At 66.2% G+C, this 22103-nt stretch carries 10 protein-coding genes; 9 read left to right on the forward strand and 1 reads right to left on the reverse strand.

The features are described 5' to 3' along the window. The first annotated feature begins 166 nt into the window (after window positions 1-166). From K6142_RS11370 to K6142_RS11390, 5 genes are all read left to right on the forward strand, one after another. Window positions 167-1330: an ABC transporter substrate-binding protein gene (locus K6142_RS11370; protein WP_012612309.1), complete on the forward strand. Its 1164-nt coding sequence runs from the start codon at window positions 167-169 to the stop codon at window positions 1328-1330. 285 nt (window positions 1331-1615) lie between these two features. Beyond that, entirely contained in the window at window positions 1616-2536 is a 921-nt protein-coding gene (locus K6142_RS11375; RefSeq protein ID WP_190245438.1) for a branched-chain amino acid ABC transporter permease, read from the forward strand. Window positions 2537-2566: 30 nt separating this feature from the next. After that, the gene (locus K6142_RS11380) at window positions 2567-3643 is read left to right on the forward strand and encodes a branched-chain amino acid ABC transporter permease (protein WP_190245439.1); all 1077 of its coding nucleotides are present in this window, start codon (window positions 2567-2569) and stop codon (window positions 3641-3643) included. 12 nt (window positions 3644-3655) lie between these two features. Then, window positions 3656-4423 carry an ABC transporter ATP-binding protein gene (locus K6142_RS11385; RefSeq protein WP_190245440.1) on the forward strand — a complete coding sequence of 256 codons (768 nt, stop codon included), beginning with the start codon at window positions 3656-3658 and terminating at the stop codon, window positions 4421-4423. After that, window positions 4423-5148: an ABC transporter ATP-binding protein gene (locus tag K6142_RS11390; protein ID WP_190245441.1), complete on the forward strand. Its 726-nt coding sequence runs from the start codon at window positions 4423-4425 to the stop codon at window positions 5146-5148. Before K6142_RS11385 ends, K6142_RS11390 begins: the two co-directional genes overlap by 1 nt. Before the next feature lie 121 nt (window positions 5149-5269). Here K6142_RS11390 and K6142_RS11395 read toward each other — a convergent pair whose 3' ends face one another. After that, complete coding sequence (locus tag K6142_RS11395; protein WP_190245442.1) at window positions 5270-12847, reverse strand: Calx-beta domain-containing protein; 7578 nt, start codon at window positions 12845-12847, stop codon at window positions 5270-5272. Between the two features lie 1773 nt (window positions 12848-14620). On the opposite strand from K6142_RS11395, the gene K6142_RS11400 reads away from it, so the two are divergent. From K6142_RS11400 to K6142_RS11415, 4 genes are all read left to right on the forward strand, one after another. After that, the gene (locus K6142_RS11400; RefSeq protein WP_190246050.1) at window positions 14621-16825 is read left to right on the forward strand and encodes a type I secretion system permease/ATPase; all 2205 of its coding nucleotides are present in this window, start codon (window positions 14621-14623) and stop codon (window positions 16823-16825) included. A gap of 27 nt (window positions 16826-16852) precedes the next feature. After that, window positions 16853-18391: an HlyD family type I secretion periplasmic adaptor subunit gene (locus tag K6142_RS11405; protein ID WP_223290492.1), complete on the forward strand. Its 1539-nt coding sequence runs from the start codon at window positions 16853-16855 to the stop codon at window positions 18389-18391. A 401-nt stretch (window positions 18392-18792) separates the two neighbouring features. Continuing rightward, entirely contained in the window at window positions 18793-19719 is a 927-nt protein-coding gene (locus K6142_RS11410) for a transglutaminase-like cysteine peptidase (RefSeq protein WP_223380853.1), read from the forward strand. Between the two features lie 131 nt (window positions 19720-19850). After that, on the forward strand, window positions 19851-22094 hold the full coding sequence (locus K6142_RS11415; RefSeq protein WP_190245166.1) for an HD domain-containing phosphohydrolase: 2244 nt from the start codon (window positions 19851-19853) through the stop codon (window positions 22092-22094). Window positions 22095-22103 lie beyond the last annotated feature (9 nt).

The following is a 22103-nucleotide window of genomic DNA, read 5'->3' on the forward strand; positions in this document are numbered from 1 at the left end:
CAGCATGACGGGATAAAATTCAATAACAAAATGGTAAAATAGTAACATACTGAAATAATGTCAGTTTTACAAAAAAGACATTATTGAAGAAAGCGGTTCCCTTCATGGTCTGATTGCGATACTAAACCGCTATCCAAAACCCTAGTTTCCCTGCGAGGAGGCAAAGATGAAGAAGACAGTATTGCTCGTGCTGGCACTTCTGCTGGTGCTGTCGGGCCAGGCGTTCGCCGCCGACACCATCAAGCTCGGCTTCGTCATTCCCCTGACCGGTGACATCCCCAAGGTGGGCGAGGCCTCGAAGTTTGCCGCCGAAATGCTGCGCGAAGAAATCAACGGCAAGGGCGGCCTGGATGTGGGTGGCAAGAAGTACAAGCTCGAATTCGTGTTCGAGGACAACGAAGCCAAGCCCGAATCCGCCGTCAACGCCATGCTGAAGGTCATCGAGCGCGACCAAGTGCTGGCCGTGGTCGGCCCGCAGTCGTCCAAGCAGGCCGTGCCCGCCGGCGGCGTTGCCAACGACAACGAAACCCCGATGATCTCGCCCTGGTCCACCAACCCGGATACCACCAAGGGCCGCCCCTGGGTGTTCCGCGCCGCCTTCCTGGATCCCTTCCAGGCCCCCGTGGTGGCCAACTTCGCCACCAAGCAGTTCAAGGCCAAGAAGGCCGCCGTGCTGTTCGACATCTCCAACGACTACTCGAAGGGCCTTGCCGAGTTCTTCAAGGCGGAGTGGGAGAAGATGCACGGCGCCGGTTCCGTGGTGGGCATGGAATCGCACGGCACCAAGGACCAGGACTTCTCGGCCCAGCTGACCAAGGTCGTCGCCGCCAAGCCCGACTTCATCTTCCTGCCTGAGAACTACAACATCGTCGCCCTCATCGTGAAGCAGGCGCGCGACCTTGGCTACAAGGGTCCGTTCATGGGCTCCGACGCCTGGGGTTCCGCCGAGCTGATGGACCTGTGCGGCAAGGAATGCGTGGGCCAGTACTTCTCCACCCACTACGCCGCCGCTGGCGCCACCGGCGCCACCAAGGAATTCATCGACAAGTACAACAACAAGTACGGCTACATCCCCGACGACGTGGCCGCGCTGACCTGGGACGCCACCCGTCTCGTGCTTCAGGCCATCCAGAGCGTGGGCAAGGTTGACTCCGATACCCGCAAGATGCGCAAGGCCGTGCGCGACGCCATGGTCAACATCAAGAGCTTCGACGGCATCACCGGCAAGATGAGCTTCGACGAAAACCGCGACCCCATCAAGTGCGCCGTGGTCGTCAAGATCAGCGAGAAGGGCGAATTCACCTTCGCCGAATCGGTCTGCCCCAAGTAGTATGATGAATCCCCGCGCGGCCCTCTGGCCGCGCGGGGCCTTTTCCGCCGCACGCACAGCGCGGCTTCCGCTTCCATCCGCGCCGCCCCTGCGGCGTGCCGGGTTGCCGCCCGGCCAAGGTGCCGCCCTGCGCGGGTTCCCATCCGGAACCTGGCACCTGTGAAGCGGAACATACGAATCACCTTTCACGGACGGCGCGCACGACGCGCCGCCCGTGTTCTGCCCCCCTGACGCGTGCACGGCGCGCGCCAAGGGGCAAACCGTTCCACGGAGGGTTTCGGGACTGTGGAAATCTTCATCCAGAACCTGTTCAACGCGCTCCAGTGGGGCAGCTTCTACGCACTGATCGCCCTGGGCTACACCCTGGTGTACGGCGTGCTGCTGCTCATCAACTTCGCCCACGGCGACATATTCATGGTGGGCGCGTACATCGCATTTTTCGTCTCTTCGCTGCTGCTGGGCGACCTTATGGGCGTATTCAACCTGCCCGGCTGGGCCGCGCTGGCGCTGACCGTGCCGCTGACCATGCTGCTTACCGCCGGGGTCGGCGTGACGCTGGAGCGCATCGCCTACCGCCCCCTGCGGCGCAAGGGCGCGCACCGTCTGTACGTGGTCATCACCGCCCTGATGTGCGGGCTTATCCTTGAAAACGGCAACCTCGCCCTGCTGGGCGCCAGCCGCCGCAAGCTGCCCGACATGGTGGACAAGGTGGTGTACACCTTCGGCTCCGTGTCGGTGACCAACCTGAAAGTGTGGGTCATCATCACGGCGTTCCTGGTGTTCTTCCTGCTGCAATTCATCGTCACGCGCACCCGCATCGGCATGGCCATGCGCGCGGTGGCGTGGGACAAGTTCGCGCTGCCGCTGATGGGCATTCCGCTGGATTCGATCATCGTGTTCACCTTCGTGCTGGGGTCGGGCTTTGCGGGCCTTGCCGGGCTGCTCTTCGCCATGTCCTACCCCATCCTCGATCCCTACATGGGCGCCATGGTGGGCTGGAAGGCCTTCATCGCGGCGGTGGTGGGCGGCATCGGCGACATTCGCGGGGCGTTCATCGGCGGCTTTCTGCTGGCGTTCATCGAGATCATGGTGGCGGCGTTCCTGCCCTCTACCTTCAGGGACCTGTTCGCCTTCACCATCCTGCTGATGATCCTGTGGCAACGGCCCACCGGTCTCTTCGGCGTGGCAAAGACCACCAAGATCTAACCCGCGACGCACGCCAGAGGATACGCGAACATGCAGAAATACACCCTCAACGCCGCACTGGCGGCGCTGTGCCTTGGCCTTGTGCTGCTGGCGCAGTTCAACGTCATAGACCAGTACACCCAGACGGTGCTCATGTTCATGGGCATCAACATCATCTTCGCCAGCAGCCTGAACGTCGTGAACGGCTACATGGGCGAGTTCTCGTGCGGGCACGCCGGGTTCATGTGCGTGGGCGCCTACGCCTCGTCGGTGCTTTCGGTGGTGCTGTTCACCTCCAACAAGCTGGTGGGCGACGCGCTGCTGCCGCCGGAACTGGCCCCCATGCTGTTCCCCGTGGTGCTGATCGTGGCCGGGCTTGTCTCGTCGGTGTTCGGCCTGCTGGTGGCGCTGCCCTCGTTCCGCACGCGCGGCGACTACCTGGCCATCATCACCATCGCCGCCAACTACATCGTCATTTCGGTCATCGAGAACTTGGACATCATCGGCGGCCCGCGTGGCTTTCACGGCATGAAGCGGGTCATCAACGGCATGCGCGACATGGTGGACATCCCCTGGATGTTCATCTGGGTGATTCTGGGCACGCTGTTCTCGGTGTGGCTGCTGCGCCGCCTGGTCAACTCCACGTACGGCAAGGGCATTTCCGCCGTGTGCCAGGACGAGGTGGCCGCCGAGATCATGAGCGTGGACACCAACCACGTGAAGCTGGTGGCCTTCATGGTGTCGTCCGGCCTCGCCGGGGTGGCCGGTGCGCTGTACGCCCACGTGTACGGCTACGTGAACCCGCAGGCCTTCAACATCCTGAAGTCCACGGAAGGCCTGGTCATGGTCTACCTTGGCGGCATGGCCTCGCTGTCCGGTTCGGTCATGGCGGCCATCCTGTTCACGCTGCTGCTCGAATCGCTGCGCTTCGTCATTCCCGGTCTGGATGCGGCCCTGCACGCGGTCAACCTGTTGCCCGCCGGGTACGAACTGAGCCAGGTGTGGAAGTGGGTGCTCATCCCGCTCATCCTCATCCTGCTCATGCAGTTCCGGCCCGAAGGCATCATGGGCAACCGCGAGCTTTCGGGCGTTTTCCCGAAGCTGCGCCGCTTCTACACGTTCAAATAGGGGAACGAGGACATGCCGCTGCTTGAAATGAAAGGCGTGACGCAACGCTTCGGCGGGTTGCAGGCCGTTTCCGACTTCAACATATCGCTGGAAGAGCGCAAGCTCATCGCGCTTATCGGTCCCAACGGCGCGGGCAAGACCACGGTGTTCAACCTGGTCTCCGGGTTCTACCAGCCCACCGAAGGGCAGATCATCTTCGACGGCCAGCCCACGGCCGGCCTGCGCCCGCATCAGGTGACGGCGCGGGGCATTGCCCGCACCTTCCAGAACATCCGGCTGTGGCACGAGATGAGCGTGCTGGACAACATCCGCATCGCCCAGCATCACCGCCTTGGCTACACCATCTGGGACGCCTTTCTGCGTACCGGCCGTTTTACCAGAAGCGAAGGCAACATCGACGCCATCGCCTGGGAAATGCTGGAGGCCATGGACCTGAAGGACGCCGCGCACGAACTGCCCCGCAACCTGCCCTACGGGTTGCAGCGCCGGGTGGAGATTGCCCGCGCCATGTCCATCAGGCCGAAGCTGCTGCTGCTGGACGAACCGGCGGCGGGGCTGAACTCGGCGGACGTGGACGGGCTGATCAAGCTCATCCGCTGGATTCACGACGAGTTCGACATCGCCATCTGGATGATCGAACACCAGATGAAGGTGGTCATGAGCCTGTGCGAATGGATCAAGGTCATCGATTTCGGTAGCACCATTGCCGAAGGAACGCCGGAGGAAATCCAGTCCAACCCGGTGGTCATCAAGGCATACCTGGGAGACGATACGATCTGATGCTGCTCTCCATCGAGAATCTCTACGTAAAGTACGGCAATATCGAGGCGTTGCACGGCCTTTCGTTCCATGTGAACGAAGGGGAGATCGTCACCCTCATCGGGGCCAACGGCGCGGGCAAATCGACCACGCTGAAGTCCATCATGCGCCTGCCCCCGCCGGAGGCGCCCAAGGTCAGCGGCGGCGACATCCTGTTCAAGGGCAAGTCGCTGCTGAACGTGGAACCGCACGACGTGGTCAGCAAGCTGCACATCGCGCTGGTGCCCGAAGGGCGGCACATCTTCGGCAACCTGACGGTGATGGAAAACCTGATGCTGGCCACCTACGCCCGCAAGAACGACCCGGCCATCAGCCGCGACCTGGAACGGATCTTCGACCTGTTCCCCCGCCTGGCGGAGCGGCGCACCCAGCGCAGCGACACCCTGTCCGGCGGCGAACAGCAGATGCTGGCCGTGGGCCGCGCGCTGATGACCAGCTGCGAGGTGCTGCTGCTGGACGAACCGTCCATGGGCCTTGCTCCGCTGCTGATGTACGAGATGTTCCGCACCCTCAAGGAACTGAACCGCGAGGGGCTGACCATCATCGTGGTGGAACAGAACGCCCGCCTTGCCTTGCAGGTGGCCAGCCGCGGCTACGTGCTGGACACCGGCGAGATCGTGGCGCAGGGCCCGTCCGATTCGCTGCTGAACGACCCGGAAGTGAAGAAGGCCTATCTCGGCGGGTAGCGTGCACGGTTGTTGAACACGGCAACGTGCGGGCTTCCGCGAGGTTCCGGACATTGAAACGAAGCGGGCCGCTCCGAAAGGAGCGGCCCGCATTGCGTTTCAGGGGAGCGCCGCTGGCGGGCTACCCGCCCGACGTGGAGCTGACCACCTGGTGGATGAGCAACTGGTGGTCATGGGTATCGGTCAGGTCGCCGATGCTGGCGATCTGGGTGGAGGTAAGGCCGGTAAGGGTCACCGAATCGCCCCCCGCCGCCGTGAAGGTAACCGAGCCGTCGGCCGCGTGTTCCGAACTGGCCGCCGTGCTGCCGGAAAGTGCCGGGGCCTCGCCGAACACCACCGCCAGTGAACCTGTGTCGCTGGAGGCCAGGTCGTCCAGGCTGAGGATGACGTGCTGCGCGCCGTGGGCGGTAAGGTCGATGCCCTCGATGCCGGTGACCGTGCCCGCCGTGATGCGGCTGAAGTCCAGGGTCACGTCATCGCCCTGCACCAGCAGGGTGTCGTAGCCGTCACCGCCGTGCAGCCCGGCGAAGTCGTGGCTGTCGAGGTGGCCGTCCGCCACGCCCGTGCTGCCGCCGGTGTCGCGCAGCACCAGGGTGTCATCGCCCGCGCCGCCGTACAGGGTGTTCACCCCTGCGCCGCCATCGAGGTAGTCGTTGCCGTCGCCGCCGTGCAGCACGTCATTACCATCGCCGCCGTGCAGCACGTCGTTTCCGGCCCCGCCGTAAAGGTGGTCGTCGCCCGCGCCGCCGTAGAGATGGTCATTGCCGCCGCCGCCGGTGATGGTGTCGCCCTGGCCGGACCCCACCACCACCTGCGCATGGGTGACGGACGAACCGTCGTAGTCGTGCCCCAAAGGCGCACCATCCCCGTCCGTCACCGTGGCCTGCACGGTGACGTGCAGCGTCGCGTCATTCGTGTCGTTGGCGTCGCCAGCGTCGGCGGCGGTGTAGGTGTACTGGTGGCTGCCGTCGACCAGCCCCGACAGGGTGAGATTGCCGCTGCCGTCGTCCGTGACCCCGAGCCCTCCGGCAATGCCGAACACCATGCCTTCGGCATGCGCGCTGGGGTCCGTGGCGGCGCTCAGCAGAACGCTATCCGGCAGGGTGACGCCGGAGGCGGCATCGCCCAGCACCACGAGGTGCAGGTCTTCGGCCACGATGGGTTGCGTGGTGTCCGTGATTTCCACCACCGCCGCCCCCAGCACGATGGCCCCGCTGACCGTGGCATTGGCGCGGTTGGCGGTGCTGTTGGCGTTGTCCGCAAAGGTAACGGTTATGGTGGCGCCAATGGTGCCAGCCCCTTGCGCCATGCTGATGGCCAGCTTGCCGCCCGAAAGCGACAGCGACAGGGGGGCTGCGTTGCCAAGGCCGTCGACGAAGCCGCCCGCGCCGTCCGCGGTGTAGGTGACGCCGCCGAGCGTGAAGCCGGTCACGGCGCCGCCGCCGATGGCGATGGTGCTGATGGTGGCGTTGCCCACCTTGATGGATGATACATCGGTGGCAGCGGCCACGCCGTTCAGGGTGTAGGTGACCGTGGACGTGGAGGTGGTGGCGGCGTTGGCGGCCACGGCGTAGGTCACGTAGCCGGTGCCTTCCTCCACATAGGTGCCGGTCATGGCGGGCGCGCCGCCCACGCTGGCCTCGCCGCCCGTGACGGAAACCAGTTCCACCGAAAGGGACGCGTTGTCGCCCACGGCGCCGGTGGTGTCCGCCGTGGGGAAGCTGACCGTCACGTTCCCCGCGGGGGTACCCACGGGCACGGTGAAGGAAAGCGTGCCATCGGCTGCGATGGCAACGACCTGCGGGCTGCCGTTGATGGTCACCGTGGCGCTGTGGACGGAAGGATCGGTGGCGTCCGGTTCCAGCGCATCGATGTCCACCTTCATGGTGACGGTGACGTCTTCTCCCTGCACGGCCTTCGAGAACGCCAGCGTGATGTCCGCGCTGTCCCCTTCGTTCACCGTGGCGGGCGCGCTCATGGTCACCGCCGGGCCGTCGAGGCTGTCGGTGACGGTCACCTCGATGGGCGTGCTGTCCGCAAGGGTCACTTCGCCCTTCAGGTCGCCCGCGTTGGAGACGGACACGGTGAAGGTTTCGTTGCCTTCGGACAGGCGGTCGTTGGCGGCGTCCACGCTGAACGCCGCGCCGGAAGCGCCCTTGTCCACGGTAAGGTGCAACTGCCAGCCGGTCACGTTGCCATCGCCGTCGAGGACCTCGGTGACCGTGACGGTTCCGTCCCCGTTGCCTTCACCCGGACGGTAGGTAACCCCGCCCACGGTGATGCCCTTGAGGTCGTTGCCGTTCATGCCTTCGTTGAACTTCACGTCCACGACGAACTCGACGGGTTCTTCCACCGCCTTGTCCATGGTCAGGCGGAAGGCGGCGCTGCCGCCATCTTCGGACACGGAGGTACTGCCCGCGACCAGTGTGGCCGTGGGGCCGTTCACGCTCTCGATGATGGTCAGGGGTGTTTCCGTGGTGCCGGATATGCCCGCAAGGGTGTCGCCGTAGTCGTTGTACGGGTCGTTGCCCTTGATGGTGGCCGTCACGCTCAGCGTCTTGTTGCCGTCGGATATGTAGTCGTCCGGCAGCGCCACGCTGACCGTGGCCTTGCCGTTCTGGCCGGGCAGGATGGTCACGGTGGTGGTGTAGGGCGCGAAGTCGGTTCCGCGCGTGGCGTCGCCGCCAAAGGTCAGTTCAAGGGTGATGGGCCCGTTGGCGGGGTCCAGCGGGTTGCCGTGGGCGTCCACCAGGCTGACGGTGATGGTGACGGGACCCTGGCCTTCGTGGGCGTTGCCGTGTTCATCAAGCCCGCCGGTCACTTCCACCTTCACCAGCGGCGCGTCGTCGTCCTTGATGGTGGTTTCGGCCATGCCGCCGTCGCTGCCGGAGACAGTGGCATTGGAACTGGTGCCGGTGATGATGGTGGTGAAGGCCTCGTCGCCTTCCACGCGATTGTCGTCAATGGCGGCGGGCAGGTCGCCCGTCACCTTGATGGCCCCCGGCAGGATAGGGGTGAAGGGGGTGCCGTTGCTGTCGCAGATGGTGGCAACGATATTGCCGTTCCCGTCGTCGGTGAGCTTCAGCGTGAAGTCGCCGCCCTCGAAGTACTTGATGCGGGCCAGCAGTTCCGCGCTCAGGGTCACGGTCACTTCGCCTTCGGAGTAGTCCGTGCCCTGGGTGGCGCTGTTGCCGTAGGTCTTCAGGGTGAAGGTGACGTCGCCGTTCAGCAGCGGCATGTAGTTGTCGGGCAGGTGCCCGGTGATGGTGTAGCTGGCCACGCCGCCGTTCTCGACGATGGAGTCCGACGCATCCAGCGACAGCACCAGCCGCCCGTTGAAGGGGCCGGAGCCGCCACCGTTGCCCACGTCCACGAAGCGGAAGGTGTCGTCGATCCGGGTTTCGCCGCCGGTGCTGCCCACGATGCGCACGTGGTAGTAGTCGGTGTTCGGCACCGTGAGATCAAGCGTGGCGGAGGTCTTGCCCTGTTCGATGACCACGGTGTGCGTCTCCGTGGTGCCGTCGCTCTTCACCAGTTCGAGGGTGACGGCAACGTCTTCGTTGACGGGTGTGCCTTCTTTCAGGCTCACGACGATTTCGGACGTGCCGCCGCCGGGTTGCGTGACGTCCAGTTCTGTGATGGACACCACCGGGCCGCGCATGTCGTCGGCGATGGCATCGCCGGTGCTGGCGGGGGCGGTCGTGTCGTACACCACCTCGCTGCCCTGCATGTCCACGATGGTCCACGACACGGCATCGGTTCCGGAATCCACGCCGCCGTCAACACTTGCGGTGTCGTGGTCGTGCAGGATGTCCACGGTGAACCGGGCCGAGGCTTCGCCCGCCTTGACGATGACGTAGTAGTTGGCACCGTCCGGCTTTTCGGCGTAGCCGGGCAGGCCGGTGGCCGTGGCGGCGTCATGCACGCCCTCGCCGAGCCTGAAGTCCTTGCCGAGGCTGGCGTCGTCCAGCTTCAGCCACACCACGACGTCCTCCGCCGCCACATCGGTGAGGATGATGGTGTAGCCCACGGTGTTCACCGAACCGTCCCCGGAGGTGTTGTTGCCGTCCGTGTCGAACCCGGCGGATTCTCCGGGGGCCACGGGCTCGCGCACCACGGTTTCCGGGCCGAAGTACTGCAACTCCGGGCCGTCCAGCTTCGGCTCGTGGCCGGGTGCCGTATCGTCCGTGATGGTGACGGTGGCGGAACCGTCGCCAAACACGCCCGCCTCATGACCGGAAACGCCGGTGATCTTGACCTCGAACCCCTCCGCGCCTTCGCTCAGCCGGTCATCGGCAAGCTGCACGGGAATGATGGCCTTGTAGTAGCTGACGGTGTTGCCGCTGCCGTCCGTGGTCGTCACCAACGTCCACGCCCCGGCGGGAATGGTGCAGGAGCCGCTTTCGAAGTAGTCGGCGTCGGCCTTGGCGCTGCCGTCCGAGAAGTCCAGCCTGACGGTCACGTCCTGCACCGGCGCGTCACCGGTGTAGTAGTCCCCGTTGCCCGAATTGACGTACAGGCGCACTTCCACGCCCGCGTCCCTGCTGCTTTCCTGCACCGAGCCGTCCACCAGCCCCAGCAGAAAGCCGTCGCTGTTCTGGCCGTTGCCTTCGTCGTGGATGGTGGTGTCTACCTTGTTCCTGGTGATGGCCACGTCGAACGAGCCGGGCGTGTCGTCGCCCAGCGTCAGGTTGCCCACCACGACGCCGTACCTTTCGCCGTCGTCGCCCACCATGTCGTCCACGGCCTGGATGGCAAGGGGCAGATCCTTCAGCGGCGCGCCGTCGCGCACGGTGAAGGTGAGCTTGAGGGCGGAATCCATCTCCACGGTGACATGGGCGTTACCGGCGCTGTCCGTGCCGTAGTACGCCTTGAGCGCCTCGTTCAGGGCGCTTTCGAGATCGGTCGTGGACGTGGCCGTCCAAGAGGTGATGTTGCCTGCCCCGTCCACCGTGGGCACCATCCAGACGATGTCGCCGGTCTGGCTGATGTTGCCGCTGGCCCCGCCGTTGTCCGCAAGGTCGTTGTCGTAATGGACGGAGGACGGGGTGCCGGCGGGCAGTTCGGAAACGCCTTTCAGCGTCACGTCGAAGCTGAAGGTGCCGCTGGCCTTGTCCGCCGCCGCGTCGCCGTGCCCGGCGTAATCCATGGCAATGGTGTAGTGCGCGACGTTGGACATGCCGGAACTGTTGCCCGGGTCTTCGTGCACCGAGGTGTCGCCGGTTATGGAAAGCTCCAGCCTGGGAGCGGGCGTGACGTTGATGGTCAGCGTCGATGATGCGGTATCGCCGTCGCTGTCCGCGCTGGTGGTGTAATTGACCTTGATCTGGAACTTGTCGTCGATGTCCTGCCCTTCGGCACGGGTGAAGCGGTACGAGCCATCCGCGCCGAGCGTTAGCGTGCCCGCGAATTCCTTGGTGGTGGCGTCGTAGATGTAGTAGGTGCCGGGGGCGATGGTGCCGGAACCGGCGGGGCCGGTCGGCGAGCCGTCCGCATCCATGCCCGTGTACACCTTGTAGGTGTGCGCGGGGGTGGAACCGTCCGAGTCGGTGACGCGGACGTTGTTCCAGCGCGCGACCGAGGGGCCGCCATGGGCCCAACCGTCCACGCCGGGCGTGTCGTTGCCCAGCACATTGCCGCTGGCGGCCGCGTCCGTGGCTTCGTTGAAGGTGGCCGTGTCCGCCGTGGCCTTGGGCCCGTCGTCGTGCACGTTCACCAGCACCGTGGCGTCGACGGAATCGCCCTCGTCGTCGGTGACGGTGAAGGTGAAGGGCAGATCCTTGATGTCGTCGCCATTGTTCGCCACATCGTGGTGCAAGGGCATGTACTGGACAAAGGTGACGGTGGCGGTGTTCGCCCCGTTGGAAAGGATGCCGTCGTTGTCGGCAAGGATGACCACGCAGGCCGTCTTGCCGCCGCTCGTGCCCACCAGCACGTCGTGGCCGTCCACGGCCTGCACGCTCCACGTGATGGCGGAGCCGTCGGCGGTTTTCAACCCGGCAAGGTCTGTTGCGATCTGGTCAAGGTTCCACGCCAGCGAAAGCTGGCTGTCCGAGGCCGGGTTCGGGTCGCCCGCGCCGTCCGTGCCGAGGTTGTACCTCACCTGGCCGTCGGAGGCGGAAAGGGGCGCGTCCGCAAGGCCAAGAGCGCTAAGGATTCCTTGCGCGGTGGGGGACAGGGCCGACAGGGCCTTGTCGTCGTGCTGTTGTTTTGCCGATTCATCCACGGTCAGCACGAGGGCGTTGCCGCCGGTCACGGTGACGGTGGGGATGTCTTCCGCGCGGGAAACGACAATGGTGGCGGTGTCGGACGTGGCGGTGTCGTTGTCCGTCCGCTCGCCGGGCACGGCGGTTTCCTGCGCGATGGCGGTTACGGTCAGTTCCGCCGCGCCGTGGGGGTTGGGGGTGCCGTCGTTCAGCCGGGCGTCGGACCAGTCGTGCGGGTTGAACGTCAGCGACGCCGAAACCGCGCCATCGTTGTTCGCCGCCGCTTCGGTCACCTCGAAGCGCAGGGTGGACAGGCCGTCTTCGGTGACGGTGGAAACCAGCGTCCAGCCTGCGGGCAGGCTGCCCATGTCCAGCGTCCAGTCGCCGGGCACGCCGTCGATTTCGACGTAGTGGCGTTCCGAGCCGTCAAGGTCGTGGAAGGTGGCGGAGACGGGAATGGTGACCGTCGTTTCCTCGCTGCCCGCAAGCGCGAGGCCATCCGGATCGGTGATGCCCGGCCTGTCGGCCACGGCGTCGATGACGATGGTGAAGCTGCCGCCGATGGTGGCGGACAGCCCGGAATCGGGATCGGTGATGGTTGCGGTGACCGTGATGCCCATGTCCGCCGAGCTGTCCTGCGGCGGGCGCAGGTAGATGCCCGAGGCGAGTTGCGCGGCGGTCAGGGTGATGGCCTGGCCGGAACCGGTGACCACGATGTCGCCCGCATCGTCGAAGTCCGCATTGCCTATGCTGATGCGCGTGCCGGGGGTGAACCCGGTGAGGGTGATCTGGTCGAGTACTTCGTTATCCGCGGGGGTGAAGACAAGGACGAATTGCAGCGGCAGTTCCGTGCCGTCGCCAGCGTGGGCATCCACGGAACCGTCGTTGGCTCCGGGCAAGTGCTGGCCGGGCTGGTTGTCCTCGTACCCGTGCAGGGTGCCGACCAGGGTGCCGTCAGGCCCCACCAGTTGCAGGGAAGAGCCAAGGGAGCCCGATGCAGGATCCAGCGGGCCTTCGGCTTCCAGGGTGGGTTCCACGGCGCTGTTCCAGAAGAACGGCGTCAGCGGATCCAGCCGGTCAATACTCGCGATGAGGCTGCCAGGGTCGTCGCTGTAGTCGCCAACGCCCCCACCGGCCGCGCCCGCGCCCGCGCCGGGGCCCGCGGCGGGCAGCAGGTCGGGCTCCAGCGCGGCCAGAAAATCGTAGCCGGAAACGGTGCCGCCTTCGGGAAGGCTGAATTCCGGCAGCAGGTCGGCGTTGTTGCCTTCGAAAAACCCGGAAAGCACGATGCGGCCACCGTCGGGAAAGCTGAACACCAGGTCGTCGCCGTTGCGGTCCAGGGCAGCGGCGTCGGTGGGAAAGCCCAGGGCGAAGCGGGAATCGGCGTTGGCGTCGTAGTGGAGCTCCTGCCCGGCGGCGGGCAGGAGCAACGTGACGGGGTCGGTGGCGGGGGCGGCGCCGCGCCCGGCGGCACCCTGCGGGGAACGGGTCATCGCTACCTCATGAAGTTGCGCGCCATGCGGCGCGGGTTGTGCTGGCAGGCCCGGTGCGCAATCGCGTGGTCGCCCAGTCGGGCAGTCGCCGAGTTGTGCAGTCGCCGAGTTGTGCAGTCGCGCACCGGCTCCGGGTGGGGTACAGCGCCTTTTCGCACCGGTTGCGTGCGATGCAGCGCTGGACGATATCGAACTTCTGAAAAACAGTGTTTGAGTGTATACATACTGCAATGCATCTGCGCAAGCGAATGCACGTCTGTTTGCGGAAAAATGGGGGGAGATGCGGTGGCGAATGAAAAAAAATGTAAGGAAATATGCAGAAATTCCAGATTTGACAGGAAGTGTGATGTGTCGCGTTGTAATGGCGCACAATCGACGATGGGGAACGGGTGAAGTTTGCGTTGCGTCGTGGTAGGGGTATCCCTACGTTGTGATGCTTGAGGGATGCGGAATATTGTTGTCCGAGAACAGGATTTCAATGCGGCTCGTGCGGTGTGTCGATCACCTTCAGGCCTCTCGTGCGGGGGGATTCCCTACCTTTTCCGCGCGCCATGGTCGCGTCCGGTGCCGTTGCGGTCTGCATTGCCGCGTAGTGACCGGCAAGATTGGCATAATCCGGTTGCACGGCTGGGTGCCCGCGCGTATAGGATGGAATGTCCGGAAAGGGGGGGCGGTTGCCGTACCCTCGCCGCGCTGTTGGTCATCCACCTCACGAGGGGTTCCGCCGTGTCAGACAAGCCTTCCTCCCCGCCCTCCGTCCGCCCCGAATCCACGCAACCCGGCAAGGATCCGGACAAGGCGACAACCGGGCGAGACCCTTCTTCCGCCGCCGGGCTTTCGCCTTCCGGGACTTCTGGTGTGACCGCTGCCACGCGACCAGAGGCCAGAACGGGCGAGCGGCCCTTTCCCGCAGGTGCGGGCGGCTCCGGCACTCCCGCCGCGCCCGGCGGGCCCAAGGCCGTGGGTGCCCAGGACTCCCACGGTTTGCTGGACAAGGGGGCGCAGCGCCCGGCAAGCCCGGATGCGGCAAAGCCCGCCGAGCGTCCCCTGTCGCGTTTTTCGGAGCGAAGTTCCGACAAGGCCCCAGACAAGGCCCCAGACAAGGCGCCAGACCGGACTGCGGGCAAACCGGCGGACGCTTCGGCGGGCAGGCCTGCCCAGCGAACTCCGGAACGGACCCAGGAAAGAACGGGTGACAGGCCCGCAAGGCCTTCGTACGGCTTTGCCGGACGCCCCGGCCCGGGCAGCGACGGCGAGATCGGCAAGGCGGCGGGCAACGACGGCGCCAAGCCCGTGGGCGCGGTTTCTTCCGTCGGCCCGACTGCCCCGGCCAGTGCCGCCGCCAGCCCTGCCAGTCCTGCCAGCCCTGCCAGTCCCGCCAGTCCCACCAACCCGGCCAGTCCGCCCAGTCCGGTCCGTTCGACGGGGGCTGCCCCCGTTTCCGGTCCGATTGGTGCATCCGTTACCTTTGCCCCGTCCGCTCCGTCTGGGCCATCCGCCCCGTCTGGCCCGCATGGTTCTCCTGCGGCCAAGGCGACAGGGCCCGGACCTGCAACCCCGGCACCACGTCCGGCCATGCCGCCGGACCCCGACCGCGCCGCCGCCTTTGCGCCGGAAGGTGTCATTCCCGCCGTGGGCACGCCGCGCCCCGTGCCGCCCCCTCCGCCTTCCGCCATCCCGCGCGATGCCGCGGAGGCAACGGCCGCCGCGCTGGAAGGCCCGCAGCTTGACGCCGCGCTGGAACCCCCGGTGCCGCAGGCGGGCATCCCCGACATGCGCGGGCTGGACCCGGCGGACGTGGACTACACCCCGCCGCTCATCGAATGCATGGCCTTCCTGTTCCGCCTGCACGGCAAGCCCGTGTCCACGCGGTTTCTCATCGCCGGTCTGCCCATGTCCGACGGGCCGGTGCAGCCTTCGGCCTGCATCCGCGCCGCGCGCACGGCGGGCATGGCCTCCAGCGTGGTGTACCGCCCCACGCTGGACCGCATCTCGTCCCTGACCCTGCCGTGCATCCTGCTGCTGCGGCAGGAAAAGGCCTGCGTGCTGCTGGGCCTGAACGGCGACAAGGCCGAGGTGCTGTTTCCCGAAACGGGCATGGAGCCGCGCACAGTGCCCGTGGACGAGCTGACCAAGGAATACACCGGCTATGCCATGTTCGCCCGGCTGGAAGGCAAGCTGGACCGCCGGGCCAGCGAGATAAAGCTGCTGAAGGCCAAGCGCTGGTTCTGGGATACGCTGCTGCACTTCCTGCCCATCTACAAGCACGTGCTGTTCGCCAGTGTGGTGGTGAACCTGCTGACCATCGTCAGCCCGCTGTTCTTCATGAACGTGTACGACCGCGTGGTGCCCAACAGCGCCACGGAAACGCTGTGGGTGCTGGCCATCGGCATCGGCATCGCCTACGTGTTCGACTTTCTGCTGCGCAACCTGCGCAGCTACTTCGTGGACGTGGCGGGCCGCAACGCCGACATCGTGCTGGCCAGCCGCCTGATGAACCAGTTGATGACCCTGCGCCTGGACGCCAAGCCCGACTCCACGGGGTCGCTGGCCAACAACCTGCGCGAGTTCGAGTCGCTGCGCGAGTTCTTCGGCTCCACCACGCTGCTGGCGCTGGTGGACCTGCCCTTCCTGGTGCTGTTCGTGCTCATCGTGTGCTTCATCGGCGGGCCCATCGGCGTGGTGCCCATGCTGGCGGTGCCCATCGTGGTGGGCATAGGCATGCTGCTCCAGTTGCCGTTCCAGCGGGTGGCCGAGGCGGGCTTCAAGGAAGGCATGCAGAAGAACGCCCTGCTGGTGGAGATCATCAACGGGCTGGAAACCGTGAAGTCGTCGCTGGCCGAAGGCCGCATGCAGCACGCCTGGGAAAAGGTGGTGGGCATGAGCGCCTCGTCCAACGCCCACTCCAAGGGGCTGGCCAACATCTCGGTAACCATGTCCATCCTGTTCACCCAGCTGGTCAGCGTGACGGTGATCATCTGGGGCGTGTACCGCATTTCCGACGGCCTGCTGACCATGGGCGGGCTGATCGCCTGCAACATGCTGGCCTCGCGCGCCATGGCCCCGCTGAGCCAGGTGGCGGCCATGCTGGCGCGGTTGCAGCAGTCGCGCATGGCCCTGAAGTCGCTGGACATGCTCATGAACCTGCCCACCGAGCGGCCCGATGACCGCCCGTACGTCGATTTCGGCCCGCTGGAACACTCCATGGTTTTCGAAAGCGTGTCCTTCGCCTACCCCGGCTCGGAACGGCTGGCGCTGGAAAACGTCAACGCCACCATCCGTCCCGGCGAGCGGGTGGGCATCATCGGACGCATGGGGTCGGGCAAATCCACCCTGGGGCGTCTGGCCATCGGGCTGTACCAGCCGCGCGACGGCGCCGTGCGCTTCGGCGGGGTGGACATCCGCCAGATGGACATGGCCGACCTGCGCTCGCGCGTGGGGTACCTTGCCCAGGACAACTACCTGTTCTACGGATCGGTGCGCGACAACATCGCCATCGGCGTGCCCAACGCCGACGACAGGATGATCCTGCGCGCCGCCACCATCGCCGGGGTGGTCGATTTCGTGCGGGGGCACCCGGCGGGCTTCGGCATGCCGGTGGGCGAGCGGGGCATGGCCCTTTCGGGCGGGCAGCGCCAGGCCGTGGCCCTGGCCCGTTCGCTGCTGCACGACCCCGACGTGCTGATACTGGACGAACCGTCCAGCAACATGGACAATTCGTCGGAAATGGCGCTGAAGCGGCGCCTTGCGGAAATACTGGACAAGAAGACGCTGATCCTGGTCACCCACCGGGTGAGCATGCTGGACCTGGTGGACCGGCTGATAGTGCTCGACCATGGCCGGGTGGTGGCCGACGGCCCCAAGCAGGCCGTCCTTGCCGCGCTGCGCGGCGATCAGGTGCGCGCGTCGGGGCCCGCGCGCTTTTCGGGCGCGCCCGCCCCGGCACCCAGACCAGCGCGCCCACCGCAACAGGGCTGATGCCCGGCGCACCAGCGGAGCATGACCATGGAACACGACAAGACCACAACGGACGGGCCGGGGTCCGTGACCACTTCCGGCATTCCTTCCGGCGCACGGACCGGCGCGCCGCTTTCCGTGCCTTCGGGTACGCCCGGGGGCATGCCCGAAGGCGCGTTGCCCGGCACGGGCGCGCCCGCGGGAGCGACGCTTGGCCAGCGCCTGGCCGAGGCCGGTCGCACCAGCGCGCTGGGCAATGGCGGGGCGCACGGCGTGCGCCGTGATGACCTGGAGTTCATGAGCGAGGTGGACGCGGCCCTGCACCGCAAGGGGCATCCGCTGGCCTTCCTGCTGTCCGCCTCGCTGGGGGTGTTCCTGCTGGTGTTCATCGTCTGGGCGGCGTTTGCCTCGCTGGACGAGGTGACGCGCGGCCAGGCCCAGGTCATCCCTTCGCAGCGCATCCAGGAGATCCAGAACCTGGAAGGCGGCATCATCAGCGAAATATTCGTGCGCGAAGGGCAGATCGTGGAAAAGGGCACCGTGTTGGTGCGCCTGGACAACGAATCGGCGGCCAGCTTCTTCCGCGACGCGGTGTCCAAGTCGTACGAGCATATGGCCGCCATCGCCCGTCTGGAGGGGGAACTGGCGGGCAAGGATCCGGTGTACCCGCCCGAAGTGGTGCAGAAGGCCCCGCAGGTGGTGGCCGACCAGACATCCATCCACAACGCCCGCAAGCGCCAGTTGGAACTGGAACTGAGCGTGCTGGAAAGCCAGCTTTCGCAAAAGCGCCAGGAAGTGGACGAAATGGTGGGGAGGCAGGGCCAACTGGGCGCCAGCCTGCGCGTGGCGCAGGAACAGCGCGACATCGCCCGGCCCCTGGTGGAAAAGCAGATTTACTCCAAGGTGGACTACCTGAGCCTTGAGCAGCGCGTCATCCAGCTGCGCGGCGACATCAGTTCGCTGGCCGTGAACATCCCCAAGGCGCGCAGCGCCGTGCATGAAGTGGAGCAGCGGTTGTCGCACCGCAAGGCCGAGGTGCGCTCGCAGGCGGTGGAAGAAATCAACAAGCGCCGCGTGGAACTGAATTCGCTGCGCGAAACCCTGTCCGCCGGCGAAGACCGGGTGACCCGTACAGACCTGCGCGCCCCGGTGCGCGGCACGGTGAAGCGGATCATCATCAATACCCAGGGCGGGGTGGTCAAGCCGGGCGAATCCATCCTTGAACTGGTGCCGCTGGACGACACGCTGCTGGTGGAGGCGCGCATCCGCCCGGCGGACATCGCCTTCCTGCATCCGGGCCAGAAGGCCATCGTCAAGGTCACCGCCTACGACTTCTCCATCTACGGCGGCCTGGAGGCGGGGCTGGAGCAGATCAGCGCGGACACCATAGAGGACCGCAAGGGCGAGTTCTACTATCTGGTCAAGCTGCGCACCAAGAAGAACGCCATCACCTATCGCGGCGAAAACCTGCCCATCATGCCGGGCATGACCGCCACGGTGGACATTCTTACCGGCAAGAAGACGGTGCTTGACTATCTGCTGAAGCCCATCCTGAAGGCGCAGCAGAATGCCCTGCGGGAGCGTTGATGCGGAAAGGGGACAGGGGTGAGGGATTCGGCGCGGGAAGTGCGCCGCATCATCCCGGTCCGCCGGTTGCGGCGGGCGGGGCAGGGGGTCTTTTCGGGCGTTGCCTGCGGGCGCTGCCGGGACTTGCCCTGCTTGCCGTGTGTTCCCTGAGTCTGGCGGCGGGCGTCGGCCCTTGGGACGCCATGCGGCCCGTCGCGGCCATGGCGGGCGGTTCCGCCCCCAAGGCCGCACCGATGCAGGCGGAGGATGCGGGCAGCGCCGCACGCACCGGGACACCCGCCCCCGCGGAAGTGCGCGGCGCGGTTGCAGGTGCCGCCAGTGATGCAGTCGAACCGGCGCGGGACGCGGCGGGTGCGGACGCCGGCGTACAGGCGGCGCGTGCCGTTGCCGATACGGCTGCCATGCCCCGCGTGCCCGATGCCTCGGCCACACCCGGGGAGGCCCGGCCCGCCCCGAAGATGGACGGCGTCAGGGCCGCCGACGGAAAGGGAACGCCCCCCGTGGCTGCGGACACCGCCACGGGGGGCACGAAAAAGGCAGACGCGGAGACGGTGGGCCTGCCCGATGCGCCCCTTGTGGCCCAGGCGGAACAGGCCGGACAGTCAGGACAGGCCGGACAGTCAGGACAGGCAGGACAGGCGAAACCGGCAGGTCAGGCCGCGCAGCCAAGGCAGCCGGGCCAGTCTGGGCAGTCGGCAGAAGCCGAGCAGGCAGCCGAACCCCGGCAGGGCGCCTCGTCGGCCTCGCGCGGCATCCGGTTGTTCAACACCATAGAGTTTCGCGGGCCGCTGAAAAACCTGCCCAAGTGGGACAGGGTACTGAACGTGGACCGCAAGACGCCGGGGCTGATTCCGGAACGGGCGCTGGGCGGGCGCAATGCCCTGTGGGGCGATCTGCGGTCCGAATGGCGCAACCTGCCCACCATGGACAAGCTGCGCAACGTGAATTCCCTGTTCAACCAGTGGCCCTACCGGCTGGACAGTGAAGTGTGGGGCGTGGTGGACTACTGGGCGGCGCCCATCGAGTTCCTGCGCAAGTCGGGTGATTGTGAAGACTACGCCATAACAAAGTATTTCGCCCTGAAGCAGCTTGGCGTGCCTGTTTCGGACATGCGCATCGTCATCCTGCTGGACTCCATTCGCCGGTTGGCCCATGCCATACTGGTGGTATACACGGGGGGCGACGCCTACGTGCTGGACAACCTGTCCAACGTGGTGTTGTCGCACCAGCGTTACGGGCACTATGTGCCGCAGTATTCGATCAACGAAGAATTCCGCTGGGCGCACATCCCCATCAAGGGCGGCCCAGGCACCCGAAGAATGCAATAGGACGTTTTTGCATAAAAATGTCCTGGCGGCGCGGAAAGCGCCGTCCGCCCCGGAGGCGCAGGCGAAACCGCGTTTCGCCGCAAGGCGCCGGAGGGTGCGTCCTGAAAATCTGTCCAGACCGCGGAGGACCCATGGCAGAGAACAGCGCATCGACAGGCACGCCGGACCGCGACAGACCCGCCGGTCGTTCGAGGCTTCTGTGGTTCGGCATCGTGGTGCTTGGGGTTACCGTGGCTGCCGCCACGGTGGGTGCCTACTGGAACATCTCCGACGCACGGCACAAGCTGGAGACGGACATCGCCCAGCGTCAGGCCGTGCTTACGCTGGCTCGCGTGGAGTCCGTGAACCTGTGGCTGGAATCCATGACCGAGCAGGGCGCGCGGCTGATCAATGCCGACCTGTTCCGGCTGTTCGCCTCGGAAGTGAACCAGCTGGAAGGCGACGTGGGCCTGCTGCTGAATAAACCAGGACAGGGGCCAGGACAGGGGCCAGGACAGGGGCCAGGACAGGGGCCAGGACAGGGGCCAGGACAGGGGCCGGGGCAGGGGGCTGACCAGGGCGCGGGCAGCGCCCGGCCCGGCAAGAACGGCGGCAAGCCGGGCGCCGATGCCGGAGACGACGACATCTCGCAGTTGGCCGCGCAACTGCCGCTGATGCGCAACCTGCTGCGCGAGTTCGTGACCTATTCCGACTTCGTGTCCGGGCGCATCGTGAATACCCGCGCCCAGACCTACATTTCCACGGACGCCACCCCCGTGCCGCTGGGCGAAGACCAGCAGGGCGCCATCCGCGCCGTGCTGGAAACGGGCAGGATGCGCTTCTCGCATGCCCGTTCCACCCAGACCGGGCTGGTGCTGGACCTGTTCATGCCCATCCTGCCGCCCCAGTTCGAGGCGGCCACCGGCGCGCGGCCCGTGGCGGTGCTGATGCTGTCCAAGATCATCTCCGGCAAGGTGGGCGAGTTTCTGGCCGCCTCGCCGCTGGTGGAGAAGGGGCAGGTGTCGCGCCTGGTGCAGCGCACCCCGCGCGGCTTCGAGGAAATCGCCCCCTCGGCCCAGGAAGGGTTGAAGAACGTGCCCCCGCCCGCCTTCGCCGAAACCGGCGACCTGCCGTTCATGCGGCGCGCCTCGGTGGATGGCGGCACGCAGGTGTACTCCACCGGGCGCAAGGTGCCTAACCTCGAATGGTGGACCGTGGAGGAAATTCCCGCCGATCTCGCCCTGGCCCGCCTGGCCGAGCGCGAGCGCACCGTGGTGGGGCTGGCCGTGCTGTGCACCCTGCTGCTGGTGGTCATGCTGGCCTCGCTGTGGTGGTGGCTGGTGGGCCGCGAGCAGCGCGAAATAGCCCGCGACTTCAAGGCCCTGTTCGAGGTCATCGACGATCAGAAGCAGCTTCTGGACGGCATCAACTCGGCCATGACGCACCCGGTTTCGCTCACCGACGACCAGAGCGTGTTCCAGTACGTCAACCGCGCCTTTGCCCGCGCCGTGGGCCGCAGCCCCGAAGAGTTGCTGGGTATGGACATGCAGGCGGTGTTCGGCTTCGACACCGCGCGGCGCATCACCGCCCCCGACGCCCAGGTGCTGATGGGCGGCGACCCGGCCACAGTGAACGAGGTGGTGTACCTGCAATCGCGCAAGCGGCACTTCCAGATCGTCAAGGCCCCGCTGTTCGGCCCCGACGGCAGGCAGGTGCGCGGTGTGGTTTCGGTGTTCCACGACATCACCGACCTGGTCGAGGCGCAGGAACGCAACCGCCGGGTGGTGCAGCAGACCATCGATGCGCTGGTGCGGGCCATCGAGCAGACCGACCCGTATTTGGCGGGCCATTCGCGGCTGATGGGCATTGCGGCCAGCCTGACCGCGCGGGCCATGGGCCTTGGCGAGCGAGACGTGGCCACTGTCGAGGCGGCGGCCAACCTTTCGCAGGTGGGCAAGATGTTCGTGCCGCGCGACATCCTGAACAAGCCCGGCAAGCTCACCACGCAGGAAAAGCAGGAGATGGAACGCCACGTGGAATACGCGCGCGACGTGCTGTCCTCCATCGAGTTCGACCTGCCGGTGCTGCCCGCCATCATCCAGATGAACGAACGGCAGGACGGCAAGGGTTACCCCGAGGGCCTTTCCGGCGAGCAGATATCCGCCCACGCACGCATCCTGGCCGTGACCAACGCCTTCTGCGCCATGCTGCGCCCGCGTTCGTACCGCCCGGCACTGCCGCTGGAGAAGGTGCTGGATGCGCTGGAAAGCCAGACCGACAGCTACGACGTAAGCGTGGTGCATGCCCTGCGCGACGTGCTGGACACCCCGGCGGGCGAGCGGCTGCTGGGCCAGATCGGCGGGGCGGCCACCGGTGGGGGCAACGGCGAAGCCTAGCCGGACAAT

The organism is Nitratidesulfovibrio sp. SRB-5 (assembly GCF_019931275.1).
Taxonomy (GTDB): domain Bacteria; phylum Desulfobacterota; class Desulfovibrionia; order Desulfovibrionales; family Desulfovibrionaceae; genus Cupidesulfovibrio.